Source organism: Rhodococcus sp. G6(2025) (assembly GCF_058628105.1).
On sequence record NZ_CP179750.1, the window covers coordinates 4266741 to 4283281 of the forward strand.

The window sequence follows — 16541 nt, forward strand, 5'->3', positions numbered from 1 at the left end:
TCACGCAATACCTTCCGAACGACGCTGCGGCTGCGTAACATCAACATCATCTCGCTGGAATCCCTCTGGAGGCCGACGTGGGTGGACTTGGTATCGATCTCGGAACTGCCAACACTGTCGTCGGAACTCCCGACGACGGCATCGTACTGAACGAGCCGTCCTTCATGCTCGTTCGAACGAAGGATCCGCACCGTGCTCTCGCAATCGGCACGGAGGCGCGAACTCTCGTCGGCCGCACTCCTATCGGAATCACGCCGGTTCGACCGATGCGCGACGGGGTGATCGTGGACCTGGAGTCGGCGCGGGCATTCGTCACGGCCGTCATCAAGCGGGTCTCCTCTGCACGGCGATACGGGCTGCGGCCCAAGGGAGTCATCTCGGTCCCCGCGGGTGCCACCCCGCTCGAGCGTCGGGCCCTGCTCGAGGTCGGCCACGAGGCCGGTTTGCGGAAAGTGGGGTTGGTACCGGAGCCGGTGGCGGGTGCGCTCGGTTGCGGAATCAACCCCATGGAACCACGCGCACACCTCGTCGTCGATATCGGCGGCGGCACTTCGGAAGTCACCGCCATCTGTTTCGGTGGCATTCTCTCTCACCGTAGTTGCCGCGTCGCGGGCGACGAATTGACGAACGCGCTATACCAGTACCTGAAGGCAGAGCACAAGATCGTCGTCGGCGAACTCACCGCCGAGCGTGCCAAGTTGGGTGAACCCGACAGCGCCGAGGGGCAGTCGCTCGTCGTCGAGGGCCGCGACGCCGTGACCGGCCGCGCACGCCTGGTGACACTCGAGACCGAAGAGATCGTGGAGGCGTTGCGGCCCACGACAACCGGAATCGTGCAGACATTGACGGAATGCCTGGACGACCTCCCCGCGCAGGCCATCGGTGACGTGATGTCGGAGGGGCTGCTCGTCATCGGTGGCGGCGCGTTGCTCCGCGGGCTGTCCCAGCTGCTCGAAGAGTCCTTCGGATTCCCGGTGAAGACCGCCGAGCGCCCGCTCACCTGCGTCGCCGAGGGCGCTACTGCCTGTCTGGTGCACCCTGAGGTGGTTGCCGCCTACAGCGCCTGATCACCGAATCGGCGCCGGCGCGGGTGGTCGCGGAAAGTAGTGGTCGAGGAGTTTCTTGACCACGGGGCCCGCCGTCGCCGACCCGAAGCCACCACCGCGGATCAGCACCGACACCTGGATCTGGGGTGCGTCGAAAGGCGCGACCGCGGAGAACCAGGCGTTCAGTCCTTCTCCGGGCGCCGACGGGTCCTCCGCCGTGCCGGTCTTCGCGCCTGCCGGGACCGGGAGGTCCGCGAGTTGCCCGGCGGTCCCCGCCGACGCGGACGCCCGCATGCCTGCCCGGACGGGACCGAGCAGGTCGGCGAAGGGTAGACGCTGCGGCGCCGCTGTCGGTATGGGCACCGAGTCCGACCCGTACGCCGCGGCGAGCTGGGGCGTCACCATCGCGCCGGTGGCGATCCCCGACGTCCAGCGCGCCACCTGTATCGGGGTCGCGCTGACGGTGCCCTGTCCGATACCCATCAACAGGGTCGACCCGGGATACCAGGTGGCCCCGATACTTCCGACGTTCTCCGGGGTGCCGAGGAACCCCTCGGCCTCGCCGGGCAGGTCGATCCCGGACCGCCGGCCGACGCCGAGTTGCCCCGCGACGTCCGCCATCTTCTCCGGGCCCAAGAGTTCACCGAGCTTGTAGAAGTAGACGTTGTCGGACCACTGAATCGCCTGGAGCAGATTGTGCGGGCCCATCGGTTGCCAGTTCCGGAACGTGTGGCCGCCGTAGGTGTAGGCGGCGCCGGTGTCGATCACCGTGTCCGGCGACAGCACCGGGTACTGGGTATTCGCCGCCGCGACGACGATCTTGAAGGTGGAGCCGGGCGGGACCGCGGTCTGGGTGGCGTTGTTGAGCAACGGGCTCGGCCCCGGAGTCTGACTCTGCGCCGCGAGGGCGACGAGGTCGGCCGGAGGTCCGTAGACGTTGTTGTCGGCCCCCGGGACACTGGCGAGGGCCAGCACGGCTCCGTTCCGCGCGTCCATCACGACGGCGGCACCGAGGTCGCCCTTACTGGTGCGCATCGCCTCCACGAGCGCGTCGGTGGCCAGGTTCTGGACCCCGATGTCGAGGTGCAGGCGCAGATCGTGGCCCCGTACCGGGTCCACGCGTTCGCCGGCGGCCACCGGATGCCCGGACGGATCGACATACATGCACTGCTTGCCGTCGCTGCCGCGGAGCAGAGCGTCGTACTGCTTCTCGAGTCCCGCCTTGCCGACGCGTGACCCGAGTGCGAGATGCGGCCAGCGTTCCATGTCGTCGGCGTCGGCGACGCCGACGTGTCCGAGGACAGAGGCGAGCACGGCACCGTACGGGTACTGCCTGCGACCGGACGGCACCACGAGCACACCGGGCAGTCGCGCGTCCACGATGCGCCGCGCCTGGTCGGGCGCGACCCTGCCCACGGCCACCTGAGACTCCCCCTCGCCACCGGCCTCGATGAGGCCCGCCAACTCGTCGGGAGACGTGGCGAGCAGAGCGGCCAACCGGTTGCGGGTGTCGTCGTCGTTCTCCTCGAACATCCGAGCGACCACCGCCACGGCGTACTCGGCGACATTGACTGCGAGCGGAATACCGTTGCGGTCGAGGATCAGTCCGCGCTCTGCGGGCAGGCGGATGCACCGCATCATCTGCTGGTCGCTCATCGCCCGGAATTCCGCACCCCGGTCGTGTTGCAACTGCCAGGCGAACACCGACATCGCGACGAGTGCCGCGGTCATCGTCAGGGTGCCCGCCGACATTCCACGCGGGCGGCGTCGCCGTCGGGGATCCGGGGTCCACAGCGGTCGCGCGACGCCGTCTCGGCGCACCGCGAGCACCAGTCCGATGGCGACGAAACCGACGATGGCGGCGGTGCCCCCGTAACTGAAGAGGGGAATCGGCATGCCGGTATGGGGCAGAAGCGACAGACTCTGACCGATCGACACCAGCGCGTGGATGCCGAACAACGCGCCGATTCCGGCCGCGACGAGTGCGGCCTCGCGCGTGCGCGCCGTGCGCGCGGAGAGTGCAGCCCGCCACACGATGACCGACGTTGCCACCACGACAGCCAACCCGGCGATCAAACCCCACCCGTACACCAGGCTGGCGAACGCGAGATCGTGCTCCGATTCGGGAAGATACTCGGCCCGCACCGCGTACATCGGGTCGCGCGCCAGCCCCCACAAGCCACCGCTGCCGATCGCGATGTTCGCTTGCAACTCGGCCCATCCCGCGCCGGCGGGGTCGGCGTTGCTCGACAGGAACACGTGGACCCGTTCGAGCTGGTAGGGGCGGAGGAAGAGCACGGCCAGCGGAAGCGACGCGAGACCCAGCACGAACAACGGAACCAGGGGCAGCAGCGGGACGCGGGCGAGGATGAGCATGAATCCTGCCGTCGCAACGAGAACGACGGCAGTCGACAGGTCGGGTTGGAGTGCGACGAGTGCAATGGGTACGCCCCCGATCGCCAAGGTCGCGATGAATCGTGCCAGCGTGAACCCACCGGCGAGCATGCTCGCGGGCACGAGAACCAGGGCGAGCTTGGCCAGTTCGGACGGCTGGACGGTGAATACGCCGAAGTCCAGCCAGCGTTGAGCACCCTTGGTCGCGACCCCCGCGAGCGGCACGACCGCCAGCAACACGGTCGCCACGGTGAACACTGCCCAGCCGAAGGCGCGGAGATCACTCATCCGCAGGCGAGACACCACATACATGATGCCGAGACCGGCAACGGCGAAGAGCGTGTGGCGAACAGCGTCTGCCGTCTTCCCTGTCGAGAGCAAATTCAGAAGGCCGAGCACGACGAGAACGATCGCCGCACCGACGATCCACGGGTCGGATTCGTGCTTGTCGTCTTGCTTGTCGTCGTGCTTGTCGTCGTGCATCCCACCCCTCCCCCGGCGCTCAGCAGCGAGCGTTTTCGGCGGGCACCAGCAGCGGCTCGGACGCGGCCGTCGCCGGGGCGCTGGTGACGGCCGCGAGGGCGAGTGCAGCGCCCGGCGGCAGATCGGTCCGGACGATGCCGTAGACCTGTTGTGACCCGGGCTGAACGGGCAGCGTCACGTCACTGGTGGGCCGCACCTCGCCGGTACAGCGGTCGTACACGTTCACCCGCCAGGTCACGGCGCCGACAGCTGCTGCCGGATCGAGGCGAATGTCGACTCGGATCGCGCACGCCTGCCCGGGCAGGCACTCCCCGTTGGCGCGCGTGACCGTGACGAGGGTGATCGGCCCCGCACTCCCGGGGGCACCGATGTCGACGGGCGGCGGTGGCCGGCCGACATCGTTCGTCGCCGGCGGTGGCTGATCAGCCCGGGGTTCCGGTGGAGGCGGCGACACGGGCCGAATCTGATTCTGCTCCGAGGGATTCACGGGATTCAGGACGGCGTCCCATCCCCGGCGCAGCTCCGACCACACCCGTGGAGCCATCCACGCTGCAGCGACGAGTATCAGGATCGCGATCAGGCCGAGTGCTCCCTGTCGCCGCGACGGCCGTCTCCTTTTGCGATGCCACGGATTCCGGACCGGTGAGAACCAGCCTGACGGTGCGAGCGTGGCACCCGCCGCCACATATGGCCAGTCCCGGACGTCCGTCCGGTCCTCCACCACCCCGGTGTCCGGACGCGGCCGTCCTGTGGTGGCCGCGACGAGCTCGGCAAGTTGGCAGCGTTTCCTTCTCTCCTCGGCGGGGTCGACGTCGGGTGCGATCGCCTGACGAACCCGGTGCACCAACGCATCCAGATCTGTTGTTTCGGAGAGCGATTCGTGCAACCGGTCGGCCAGGGCCGTACCGCGACAGTTCGTCGCAAAGCTGCGGAGAAGTTCGACCACCGCGTCGTTCATGTCTCGCCGGGACGCACTGCCCGCGCACTCGATCGTGAGATGACCGGCGTCGGACACCGTCACGTTCCGGAGGCGGAATGGGTAGGGCCCCTCGCCGCGCGCCAGTTCGAGCTGATGGAGCGCATCCGCGACGAGTAGTGCAGCCTGCGCTCGTGTCAACATCGCGACCGCCAGGAGTCTTCCGAGTGCGAGACCGCGGACACCGTCATCGTGATCGATGTGTTCGGGCGGATCGGGCCGGGCATCGGCGGGTTCGGTTCTCCTCGCAAGGAGACCTGTCACTGCTTCGATCATCGCGCACCCCGACGCTATGCCTCCCGCACGGTTGAGACGCGACCGGAGCGGGCGGCGGCGGACCTTGAGTTGGGCTTACTCGCTGCCGAAATCCATTACGCCTGCGTCATTCCATTTAACTCCGCGGCGCGCTCCGGCGTCCGAGAAATCGCCTCGTCCGCTTCGACACAATTCGGTGTCGTCGGGACGGCGGACTCGCACTGCTGTCTGTCAGCTCCCACTCGGCGGCACCCCGAACGCGTGCATCACGACCGCACCCCAGTCCCGCCACATCGGGCACGGTGGAGAATCCCGGTGGTCCAGGAACCGGATCACCTCGTCGTCGAAGGCAGGAGAGGTGGGCAGCGACGAGTGTGCGGCGCGGACCGGGCAGCCATCGCGTTCGACGTCCAGCCGCCAGCCGTGCGGCATCAGGGGAAGATCGGCAGCCGAGGTGATACTCAGAACACGCACCTCCCCGGGCAGCGGCTCGCTGAGAATGGCCTGCGCACTGCCCGCGGTGCCGAGCAGTTGCCGCGCCGCGGGCGTGTCGGGGTCGAAGTGGAAGAAGACGACGTCGGTCACCGGCGCCGCCCTCCGCAACAGATCGCCGAACACCCTGCCCCGTCGATCGCCATCCGGGGGTGGAAAGCCGAGCGGGGTCTGCGGAAAGACGCCCACCAGCACCAGCACATCGACCTGCGCGCGCCCGGTGGCAACCGCGTCCCACGCAATCCACGCGGCGTGGGAATGTGCGGCAACGGTCAACGGCCGCTGCAGGTTCGCGGTCTGTTCGGCAAACAACGCGACCTGCTCCTCGACGGGGCGCTGCGTGTCGGCAGATTCGTACGGGGCCCCCGACCTGATCGGACACGTCGAGTCGCGCTGCGGCTGCCCGTCGCCGGGGCCGGCGTAGGAGAAGTAGTAGACCTGATCGCATTCGTAACCCAGCCGGTGCACGTCGGCCCGGGGGATGCTCCCCTGCCCCGATCGCGAATTGATTCCGGACATGAGGAACAGCGAACCGGCCTGTCGGGATCCGGGTTCCGGATCGTCATATCCTCGTGTCCGAACAAAGATCACCGACGCCGCCGTCACCACGACGAGCACGGCAGCAAGCGCCGCGACGGGGCGGGTGACCGGCGCACGGTCCATCGCCCACACCGTCAGTCCCGTCGCCACAGCCGAGACCGGCACGAGCAGCACGGTGAGGGCCGGGGCCCGGTCGGCCAGAGCGCCGAGCCCGAGGACCGCGGCGCAGTACGGCACCATCACCTCGATCCGCAGGCCGCGGCGCCACGCCCGCGCCATCGCCTCGCGCAGGGTGACCCCGCCCTGCCACGGGACCGGGCCGAGGATCACGACCAGCAATCCGACCAACGCCACCGCCGGCCAGAACGCCCGCGAGTACAGCGTCGCGTAGGCGGTCGCGTCGCCGAGCGCCGAAAGTAGGACGGGGCCGAACGCCGCCGCGTAGAACATCGCGGCGAAACGGAGGCGTCGGGCATCGAGTCCACCGAGAAGCCAGGCCATCAGCAGGACCCGCACGGCCGACACCAGGCCCAGCAGCACCAGGAACTGCGGCCACGAGTCGGTACGCACCAGCAGAAGTCGCAGGTCCGCGAACTGATCCAGCGGTGGCAGCGCGACCAGGTGCAGCAGTCCCGGCCAGACGGGAACCATCCCGCTCGCCGCGAGCACGACGACGAGCACCGCGACGGCGGCCAACGGCAACCACCGCGTCCATTTCGTCGACGTCATACCTTTCGCTGTACTCGCTGGTCGTGGTCCTGCACAACCCATGGGCCGACCAGGTAGGGCAGGTTCTCTCCACGGGGCCCGGCCAGGGAAGCACTCGCAGCGGACGCTGGACGCCGTGGCGGACAACGGGATTCCGGACCGGGCATCATTTGCGCGCGGTTCGTCGGATGCGTGACCGCATCACGGAGGATGATCACCTCATGGAACGTGCGGAGGCCGGAAGCCATGGGACGCTCATGACGTTCGACCAGTTCGCGGACATCTTCCGGGACGTCGCCAGTCTCGGCGTCGTCCGAGACGACTTTCACCGATTCGACGACGTCGTCACCGCGAAACTCTACGACCTGCTCCTCGTCGCGCAGGAGAGCGCGGCCGCCCAGCACCGGCACATCGTCGAACCCACCGACCTGCCGATCACCCGAGGCCTGCAGGAGAACATCGGATTGTTCCGCGAGCTCGGACCCGGCCTCCGGGTAGATCCGATCGTCGAACGACTGTCCGACTACCCGCCCCTCGACGGCGTCCTCGCAACCGAAACCCGATCGGGGCTTCCAGACATCACCGGCGGACTCAGCGTCGCCCTCGCGCGCACCTTCCGCATCGTCTACCCCGAGTTGAGGACCGTGCGGGCACGGACGACGCACTGGTCGGTGATCAGTACCCTCGTCGACCTCTACCTCTGACGTCGCCGACCGCGGCAGAGCACTGTTCTTTCGTGAATGCGAAACACCCCCAGGGGTGGAAACATCCACCCCTGGATGGATGTCCGACCACCCCTTCAGGGGGCGTTGTCGGACCCCCCTTCCGGCGAAGACTGGTGTTCGTCCACAAGGGACACGGAAATTCACACACCACACTCAGGAGCAACGCAATGAACTCGACGAAGACACGCATCGCCGCAGCAGCCGCAACGGGCGCCGCCCTCGGATTGGGAATGTTCATGGCCCAGAGCGCCACTGCCGCCGCCGCACCCGCCCAGTCGACGTTCCCGCAAGTCGTCTCCCCCGAATCCGGACTCTCGCCGTACAAGGTCGAGGTCAGGGACCGAATCGGCTGCGCAAACGCGTGGCCCATGGTCGCCTGCGACGCCCCCGACGAAGACGTGCCCCCGCAGGTGACCCTCGTCGAGCCCGGCACCACTCTGGTCGAGCCTGGCGGCACAACCCTTTACGGCCCCGCCGCCGCGACCGTGAACTCCCAGCAGGGTGCCACCATCCACCAGGTCTACTACCCCCTCGAGCCCGACGACGGGGTGATCTCCCACTCGCTCGATCCCGATATGCCCTGGATGTGACATCCGGTCGACACCGACTCACTCTGGATCGATAGCACTCTCTCGCGGCCGCCGGGGCCATTGGCCTCGGCGGCCGAGACGTGTGGGCTGACGCGCCCCGCGCGCATCTCGGAGTATTTAGAAAGACGAACCATCGATGACATCCGAATCCATGAGGTGGAGGATGAAACAGACCGGTCTCGCTCTGATCGTGGAACGGGTCTCGTTGTGACGGGTCGCTTCAAGCGAATCGACTTCTCCGCAGTTCCCGACTGAACGTGAGGCGGCCGAGATGACGGCAGAAAACGTGATGGGCGCACAGAGCGCCGATCAAGAATGTGAAGACTGCGGCTACAAACCGGAGCTGAAGCGAACTCTGGGCTCCTTTCAGGTGTTCGCTGTCTCGTTCGCATTCATCTCGGTGGCGGTCGGGATCTTCGGCACCTACGACGACGTGCTTCGAGACGCGGGGCCGGTGGGGATCTGGCTCTGGATCATCGTGGCGCTGGGGCAGACCCTGGTGGCGCTCGTGATCGCCCAGTTCGCGGCCCGCATCCCACTCAGCGGCTCCTCCTACCAATGGGCCTCGCGGCTGGCCAACCCGAAAGTCGGCTGGTTGTTCGGTTGGCTGACCTTCTGTTACCTGGCGCTGGGCGTGGTGACGGTCGACAATGCGATGGCGAGCAGCGCCCTCATGCCACTGTTCGGCATGCAGCCGGACGAGGGCACGGCACGCATGATCACGCTCGTCGTGGTGCTTGTTCAGGCGGTGCTCGTCGTGTTCTCTACGCGCCTCGTCGGCTTGATCACGTCGGGCGCGGTGGGGCTCGAACTGGTGATCGTGGTGGTGCTGGCGATCGGGCTCTTCGTCGCTGTCGCAATCTCGGGCGAGGGCTCGGTCGGCAATCTCACCTCGCGCGGTATCACCGAGGGCGCCCCCAACTATTTCGCTGTCGGCGGTGGGTTGATGGCTGCGATGATCATGGGGCTCGCCACGCTCGTCGGCTTCGACTCCGCGGCGAATATGGCTGAGGAGGCCAAGGATCCGTTTCGCAGCGTCCCGCGCGCGATCGTGGGATCGGTCGTGGCGGCGGCTGTGCTGGGACTGGTGTTCCTGATCGCGCTCACGATCGCGATCAAAGATATCCCCCGGGTGAGCGATAGTGACACGCCGGTGGCGGCGATCCTGCGCGATCAGCTGGGTCCGGTCATGGAGAGGTCGCTGCTGGTCGCGATCGCGTTCGCATTCTTCGGCGCCGGGATGGTGACCCTGGCCACCTGCTCGCGGATGGTGTTCGCGATGTCGCGCGACGCACGTTTTCCTGCTTACCGACTGATGCGTCGGGTCAACCCGCGCACGCAGACACCCATTCCGGCGACCATCCTGATCGTCGTCGTGGGGGTCGTCCTCATGGCCGTGCTGCCGGGTGGCGCCCTGCTGGAGTTGCTCACGGTGGGGACGGTCATCTCGGCAGTTCTCTACGGCGCGATAATCGTCCTCTACCTTGCGGTGCGGAGGCGACTGGATCGGAAGGCGGGTGCGTTCGATCTCGGGCGCTTCGAGTTGCCGGTCGCGATCAGCGCGCTGGTGTGGTCGGCTGTCGTGCTGTTCGTGATCGTCTCGCCCTCGAGTGCTTTGACCTCGATCCTGATTGCGGTCGGCTTGCTCCTCGCGGGCGGGTTGTACTTCGCGTACCTGTTGATTTTCAAACGCGAGGTACTGGACACCGAGCCGGGAGACGCCGATGTCTTCTCGCACTGACCGAGAGATGAACCCCCTGACTACCACCACCATGCTCACCGGTGATGTCGTGCGTGCCGGCGATTCCGGCTACGAGGCGGCGCGGGTGGGCTGGAACCGCCTGCATTCCCGCTATCCCGAGGCGATTGTGTTCTGCTGTGACACGCAGGACGTGGTCAACGCGGTCCGCTGGGCTCGCGAGGAAGGCATCGCCCTGCGTGCCCGCAGCGGTCGCCACAGCCTCGAGGGCTGGTCGTCGATCGACGGCGGGCTGGTCGTCGACGTCAGTCGGATGAAGAGCATCGTGATCGACGAAGCGGCGCGCACGGCGACGGTCGGGACGGGGCTGACGCAGCAGGAGACGGTCGCGGCCCTCGGGCAACACGGCTTCGTCGTTCCGACCGGCTCCGAGGGCGGCGTCGGTCTCGGTGGCGTGATTCTCGGGGGTGGCTTCGGACTACTGACCCGCAGTATGGGTATGGCGTGCGACAACCTGCTTGCCGCGGAGGTGGTGGTGGCCGACGGCGCGCGCTCGGCGAAGGTCGTGGAGGCCACCGAGCACAACAACTCCGACCTGCTGTGGGCGTGCCGTGGCGGGGGCGGCGGCAACTTCGGGATTGCGACGTCCTACACGTTGAGGCTGCATGAGCTCTCGAACGTTACATTCCTCGTCGCGAGGTGGACCGGTCACGACCACCTGGGCGTCCTGCTTCGCGGGTGGCAGCGCGACGCGCCGGTCGCCGACGACCGGCTGACCAGCGCGCTGGAGGTCGATTCCACCGCGGTCGAGCTGTCTGCACTGATGTACGGCGGTGCGCGGCGGGACCTCGAGGACCAACTTCGGTCGCTGCTGGCGATCGGCAATCCCGACGTGACCGTGACGGAGGGCCCCTGGCCGTCCGTGTACGGCGACGTCGACAGGGGGCCGAACGACGTCTTCCTCTGGAAGTTCTACTCGCAGTTCGTCACCCAACCTTTCCCCGATGAGGCGATCGATCTGATCGTCCACTACATGGCCAACACGCCCAGCCCGCCGAGCAATTTCTTCTGCTCGAGCTTCGGCGGTGCCGTCCGGCACGCTCCGCCCGGTGGGTCCGCGTTCCCGCACCGCGACGCGCTGTTCTACTGCGAGCCGGGCGCCGCCTGGAACGACCCCGCTCTGAACTCCACGGCACTGGGCTGGGCGGCCGACTTCTGGCGGGCGCTGCGCCCCTACGGCGACGGTGCCTACGTCAACGTGCCCAACGCCGCCGCGTCGGACTGGGAACGCGAGTACTACGGATCGCACCGCGAGCGGCTGCGCGAGGTCAAGGCCACCTACGACCCGGAGAACGTGTTCAGCTTCGAACAGAGCGTGCCCCCTGTCGCCGGTTGACCCGTCCCGAGTCCTACGCTGGGGCGATGGCGGTCAACCGGAGTCGCAGGGCCAGGGGCGCCCGTAAACGCAAGCGTCGGATGGAGAGTGTCGAGCACGACCTCACCGCCGAGCAGTGGAGTGCGCTCACCGAGGCGTGGGGTGGCTGCGCATACTGCGGCGCGACCGACAAGCCGTTGCAACGCGACTGCGTGCAGGCGCTGTCCCGCGGCGGGCGTTACACCCTCGACAACATCGCCCCGGCCTGCGGCTCGTGCAACGCCAGTAAGTGCAACGACGAAGTCACCGGCTGGCTGCGGCGCAAGCGGCTCGACGAGCGCGCCTTCCTGTTGCGTCACATCGAAATCAAGACAGCGCTCGCGCTGCGATTCCCCACACCCCCGGACACCGAACTCGAAGCGCCGGAAACCACTGCCCCGTGAAGACCGGGCCCGCTACTTGGTGCCGAAGAGACGGTCGCCTGCATCCCCGATGCCGGGCAGGATGTAGCCGTGCTCGTCGAGTTGGCGGTCGACGGCGGCGGTGTATATCGGGACGTCGGGATGCGCCTTGTGCAGGGCGGCAACGCCTTCGGGGCAGGTCAGCAGGCAGACGAACTTGATGGACTTGGGGCCGCATTCCTTCAGCCGCTCCACCGCCGCCACGGCCGAGTTGCCGGTGGCAAGCATCGGGTCGATCACCACCACGTCGCGCTCCTGCAGATCGCCGGGCATCTTGAAGTAGTACTCCACAGCTCCGAGGGTCTTGGGATCGCGGTAGAGACCGATATGGCCGACGCGCGCGCCCGGCACAATTGTCAGCATGCCGTCCAGGATGCCGGTGCCCGCGCGCAGAATGGAGACGAAGACCAGCTTCTTACCGTCGATGACCATTCCGGTGGTGGATTCCAGCGGTGTCTCGACGTCGATTTCCTGCATCGGGATGTCGCGGAGGACCTCGTACGTCATCAGCGCGGAGATCTCGTTCGCCAGTCGACGAAAGCTGTTGGTGGAGGCATCCTTACGGCGCATCATCGTGAGCTTGTGCTGCACCAGCGGGTGCTCGATCACGTGTACCGTGCCCATGTAGTCGTCCTCGTTTCTTCTAGAAGACCGTGCCGTCGCTGGCGATGTTCAGCGGCGGCAGCCCACCCCGCGAGCGCTGTGCCAGCGCGCGGCCCGCCGCCCAGGTGCCGCCCTCCAGGACGCAGGCCAGCGGCATCTCTCGGGAATCCACGCCCAGACGTGCGCGCACCAGCGGGGCCAGTTCGTCCAGGAGGGCTACCGTCAACGCGCGCCACTCGACCACCAATTCGTCTCCGGCCGTCCAGTTTTGTGCAGCCCAGACCGGATCGTGCAGGCGGAGCACACCGGTGTCGAGAAGCAGACCGCCGTTGCGGTATTCGGGCAGGCCGGTCAGCTCGTCCAACCCGACCACCCGGACGCCCGCCCATTGGAAGGGCTCCAGCAACGAATAGCTCAGCCATTGCGACAGTTTGTGAAACGGCATCCAGCCCCGGGTCAAGCCCGGACCGGCCACCGCGTCGTGGCGCCAGACGTCGCCCAACGGTTCGGCGCCGATGGCGTTGCCCGTAGGCCAGATGCCCGAGAGCGACGTCAGAAGCTGCGACAGGATGTCGTGGGCGGCGACCGTCGCCGCGGCGGCACCCTGTGGGGCGACCAGCACATCGAACAGGCCACCCGGCCGGCCGTGCGGGCCGAACACTTCGGGCTGCGCGGCGAGCGCCTCGCCCAGCCGTCGCAGCAGCAGCACGCGACCTTCGAGACCCACCAACGGATTGGACGGGCCGGCCTGGAACACCTCGGCCAGCCGGTCGGTATCCAGCCCGCGTAGTCCGGCCGCATCGACCTGCAGCGGGTGCGCCGCGTCGCTCGAGAACAGGCCACCGAGGAATGCGTGCCAGCTCGCGACGCCCAGTCCCTCGGAACGGGCGAAGCGCTGCCCGCCGTCCACCTCGTGGTAGTGCCAGTCGGGACCGGCTCCTGCGTCGAGCAGGACGCTGACCACCGCCAGGTCGATCATGGCGCGGGCGCGGCCCGGCGCGTCCAGCGCGGTCAGTCGTGCATCCAGCTCGGCCTTGCGGTCCACGCCGCCGGCTTCGAAATGGCGCCAGCGGCTGTGGTACGGAATTGTCAGGTCTGGATAGCGGGCACGCGTGACGGCTGCGACCTCCGCCGCGGCCGCCTCCAATGCGTCGTCGTCGATGCCGAACCAGAGTGAATCGCCGTCGCGCGCACGGGACAGCAGCTGTCGCGCTCGCTCCCGCACGGCCGACGTGGTACGTAGAGCGGCGGCCGCATCCTCGGCCCGCCCGGTGTCCAGGACGGGACCGACGCCGGTCACGCTCATCCGTCCAACTCCCGGCCCTTGACCTTCGCCAATTCGTCAGCGTCCGGCACAGCGCCGGGCGTGAAGTAGCCGGCCGCCATCTTGGCGTCGATCTCCACGCGTGCGTCGGCCGGGATCAGGTCCGCGGGAAGGTCCACCCGCTCCGCGACCTCGATACCCGAGCCGGTGATGGCGTCGTATTTCATGTTGCTCATGGAGACCAGGCGGTGGATCTTTCTGACGCCCAGCCAGTGCAGCACGTCGGGCATCATCTCCTGGAAGCGCATGTCCTGCACGCCGGCCACGCATTCGGTGCGGGCGAAGTACTGGTCGGCCGTGTCGCCGCCCACCTGGCGCTTGCGCGCGTTGTAGACCAGGAACTTGGTCACCTCGCCGAGCGCCCGGCCCTCCTTGCGGGAGTACGCCACCAGGCCCACGCCACCGCGCTGCGCACCCTGGATGCACTCCTCGATCGCATGCGTGAGGTACGGGCGGCAGGTACAGATGTCGGAACCGAATACGTCCGAGCCGTTGCACTCGTCGTGTACGCGTGCGGTCAGCTCCACCCCGGGATCGGCCAGGTCACGAGCATCGCCGAAGATGTACACGGTCTGACCCCCGATCGGGGGCAGGAACACCTCGAGGTCCGAGCGCGTCACGAGCTCGGGGTACATGCCGCCGGTCTCCTCGAACAGCACGCGGCGCAGGTCCGTCTCGCTGCAGTGAAAGCGCTCCGCCACACCCGGCAGGTGCCAGACGGGCTCGATCGCCGCCTTGGTTACCAGCGCAGCACCACTGGGCAGCAGGAAGCGGCCGTCCGGGTGCAGGCGACCTTTCTGGATGGCCTCCATGACCTCCGGCAGGATCACATGCGCCTTGGTGACAGCGATGCTCGGGCGGATGTCGTGACCCGCCGCCAACTCGGCGGCGAAGACCTCGGCCACCGTGGCACCCCACGGGTCCAGGCTCACGATCTTGCCGGGCTCGCTCCACTGCGGGTACGGGCCGATGATGTTCGTGGGCGCGGTATCGGTGAGGTCGGCCTTGTGATGGCGCGACAGCGCGCCCGACGCCACCGCCAGTGCCCGGTAGATGCTGTACGAGCCGCTGTGCGTTCCGATCACGTTGCGGTGGGCGCGGTTGGTGGTGGTACCGACCACCGGTCCGCGCTCGGACGGCGTGGGTGCTCCCCAGTGGATCGGCAGGGCGCCGACACCGCCGCTGTGTGAGGTCAATCGGATGTGCCCACCGGCGGGCTCGGGGGTGGCGGCGACGGATTCAGCGGACATGACGTTCCTCCGTTAAGGAAGGCCCGACGGCACGGCATGCCGCCGGAACGTGTCTCCGGCGCCGGATGCTGCCGACCACCGGAAACCGAAGCATAACCACTCTTTCACCACAATGTCGTGTGGCGAAGACGGCGGCGACGAATGCTGACGAGGTACACGGTGACTGGGCCTGGGATAGTGTCGCCGAGGTGACGAAGAATCGAGCGCGAGCCGTCGACCTGCGAACCCAGATCGAGGCGGACTTCGTCTTCGCGCGGGGCGACGCGTTGCGTGCCGCTGTGCCGTCGAGTGCGCACGGGAGCGCCGCGGTCGGCGCGGGACGGCCGGATGTGCTCGATTTCGTCGAGGCCAGCAATCGAGGAAGGCTGGCGAATCTGATCCCGCTGCGAATCGGTCGGATGATCGCCTCCCCGTTCGCTTTCTTCCGCGGCGCCGCGGGCCTGATGGCGGCCGACCTCGCCGACTCTCGGGTTACCGGATTGACAGCGCAGTTGTGCGGTGACGCGCATGCGGCCAACTTCGGCCTGTACGGGACACCGGACGGTCAAATCGTCATGGACATCAACGATTTCGACGAAACCCTCCCTGGTCCGTGGGAGTGGGATCTCAAACGCCTCGCCGCGAGCCTGGTCCTCGCCGGACGTGAAGGCGGTGTGTCCGAGAACGGCTGCATCGAGGCCGCCGAGGACGCCGTCAAATCGTATCGGCGCACCATTCGCGATCTCGCCGAACTGCCATTCCTTCAGTCCTGGAATGCGCTCCCGGACAAGTCGGTGCTCGAGCGGGCCAAGGCCGAGGCTCTGCTCGACGACTTCGACAAGGCCGCACAGAAGGCGCGGCTCAATACCAGCGAGAAGGTGGCGGCGAAGTGGACCGCTCACATCGAAGATCACGAGACCGGGATCCGCCGACGACGGTTCATCGACGATCCGCCGGTACTCACCCACGTCGATCGCGCAACCGCCGATGCCGTGACCGACGGTCTGGAACTTTATGTCGACTCACTGCGCGAGTCCCGCAGGAATCTGATCACCCGATTCGCCGTGTCCGACGTCGCGTTCCGGATCGTCGGAACGGGCAGCGTCGGTCTGCGCAGCTATATCGCCCTGCTGCACGGTAATCGGGATGAGGTGCTCGTACTTCAACTGAAACAGGCCCGGCCGTCCGCACTGTCGGCGTACCTACCGGTCGACGAGCCGAAACACGAGGGCAAGCGGATAGTGCACGGCGCCCGGCTGGTGCAGGCGGAATCGGACATTCTGCTGGGCTGGACGACCATCGACGGCCTCCCTTACATCGTGCGGCAGTTCCGAAACCTCAAAGGGGACATCGATCCAACCGGTCTCGAGCAAGACCATCTCGACGACTACGGCCGGCTCGCCGGCGCCCTGCTCGCGCGTGCACATACCCGTTCGCTCGATCCGCGGGTTCTCGCCGGCTACTTCGCCAGCGACACGGAACTGGACGAGGTGATCGGGCGGTATGCCGTCAGCTACGCCGATCAGACCGAAGCCGACCACGCAACACTGGTCGCCGCGGTGAAAGCGGGGCGGATCGCCGCCGAGCCGGCCTGACCCGGCACGGCGGAACGGCCTATACCGACACGGGGAAACACGCGTA

13 protein-coding genes are annotated in these 16541 nt (G+C 67.5%); 7 read left to right on the plus strand and 6 right to left on the minus strand.

The features are described 5' to 3' along the window. Window positions 1–77 precede the first annotated feature (77 nt). Entirely contained in the window at window positions 78–1067 is a 990-nt protein-coding gene (locus ACLIVD_RS19490) for a rod shape-determining protein (protein WP_491930456.1), read from the plus strand. On the opposite strand, the gene ACLIVD_RS19495 is transcribed toward ACLIVD_RS19490, so the two are convergent. The 3 genes from ACLIVD_RS19495 to ACLIVD_RS19505 all read right to left on the minus strand — a co-directional run bounded on the left by ACLIVD_RS19495 (window position 1068) and on the right by ACLIVD_RS19505 (window position 6915). Continuing rightward, the gene (locus ACLIVD_RS19495; protein WP_491930457.1) at window positions 1068–3923 is read right to left on the minus strand and encodes an FtsW/RodA/SpoVE family cell cycle protein; all 2856 of its coding nucleotides are present in this window, start codon (window positions 3921–3923) and stop codon (window positions 1068–1070) included. Window positions 3924–3942: 19 nt separating this feature from the next. Beyond that, on the minus strand, window positions 3943–5175 hold the full coding sequence (locus ACLIVD_RS19500) for a hypothetical protein (protein ID WP_491930458.1): 1233 nt from the start codon (window positions 5173–5175) through the stop codon (window positions 3943–3945). Window positions 5176–5385: 210 nt separating this feature from the next. Beyond that, a complete protein-coding gene (locus ACLIVD_RS19505) occupies window positions 5386–6915 on the minus strand; it encodes a hypothetical protein (RefSeq protein WP_317571827.1) in 1530 nt (509 codons plus the stop codon). A 200-nt stretch (window positions 6916–7115) separates the two neighbouring features. Between ACLIVD_RS19505 and ACLIVD_RS19510 the strand changes: the two genes are divergently transcribed. The 5 genes from ACLIVD_RS19510 (at window position 7116) to ACLIVD_RS19530 (ending at window position 11726) form a co-directional block, all read left to right on the plus strand. Next, window positions 7116–7598, plus strand: a complete 483-nt coding sequence (locus ACLIVD_RS19510; protein ID WP_283353172.1) for a DUF1931 family protein — start codon at window positions 7116–7118, stop codon at window positions 7596–7598. 188 nt (window positions 7599–7786) lie between these two features. Then, window positions 7787–8209: a hypothetical protein gene (locus ACLIVD_RS19515; protein ID WP_105413897.1), complete on the plus strand. Its 423-nt coding sequence runs from the start codon at window positions 7787–7789 to the stop codon at window positions 8207–8209. A 271-nt stretch (window positions 8210–8480) separates the two neighbouring features. Then, on the plus strand, window positions 8481–9950 hold the full coding sequence (locus tag ACLIVD_RS19520; RefSeq protein ID WP_491930459.1) for an APC family permease: 1470 nt from the start codon (window positions 8481–8483) through the stop codon (window positions 9948–9950). Between the two features lie 7 nt (window positions 9951–9957). Next, the gene (locus ACLIVD_RS19525; RefSeq protein ID WP_491930460.1) at window positions 9958–11304 is read left to right on the plus strand and encodes an FAD-binding oxidoreductase; all 1347 of its coding nucleotides are present in this window, start codon (window positions 9958–9960) and stop codon (window positions 11302–11304) included. An 80-nt stretch (window positions 11305–11384) separates the two neighbouring features. Further along, window positions 11385–11726, plus strand: coding sequence for an HNH endonuclease (locus ACLIVD_RS19530; protein ID WP_280784274.1), 342 nt, complete (start codon window positions 11385–11387; stop codon window positions 11724–11726). 12 nt (window positions 11727–11738) lie between these two features. Here the strand turns inward: ACLIVD_RS19530 and upp are convergent, their stop codons facing one another. Genes upp through ACLIVD_RS19545 form a run of 3 tightly spaced genes read right to left on the minus strand, consistent with a single transcriptional unit; the run spans window position 11739 to window position 14921 of the window. Continuing rightward, window positions 11739–12368 (minus strand): uracil phosphoribosyltransferase, encoded by a 630-nt coding sequence (gene upp / locus ACLIVD_RS19535; RefSeq protein ID WP_491930461.1) that lies wholly within the window; start codon window positions 12366–12368, stop codon window positions 11739–11741. A gap of 19 nt (window positions 12369–12387) precedes the next feature. Beyond that, entirely contained in the window at window positions 12388–13653 is a 1266-nt protein-coding gene (locus ACLIVD_RS19540) for a URC4/urg3 family protein (RefSeq protein ID WP_491930462.1), read from the minus strand. Beyond that, the gene (locus ACLIVD_RS19545) at window positions 13650–14921 is read right to left on the minus strand and encodes a GTP cyclohydrolase II (RefSeq protein ID WP_283353176.1); all 1272 of its coding nucleotides are present in this window, start codon (window positions 14919–14921) and stop codon (window positions 13650–13652) included. Before ACLIVD_RS19545 ends, ACLIVD_RS19540 begins: the two co-directional genes overlap by 4 nt. A gap of 188 nt (window positions 14922–15109) precedes the next feature. Between ACLIVD_RS19545 and ACLIVD_RS19550 the strand changes: the two genes are divergently transcribed. Next, a complete protein-coding gene (locus ACLIVD_RS19550; protein ID WP_491930463.1) occupies window positions 15110–16495 on the plus strand; it encodes a DUF2252 domain-containing protein in 1386 nt (461 codons plus the stop codon). Window positions 16496–16541: the final 46 nt, after the last annotated feature.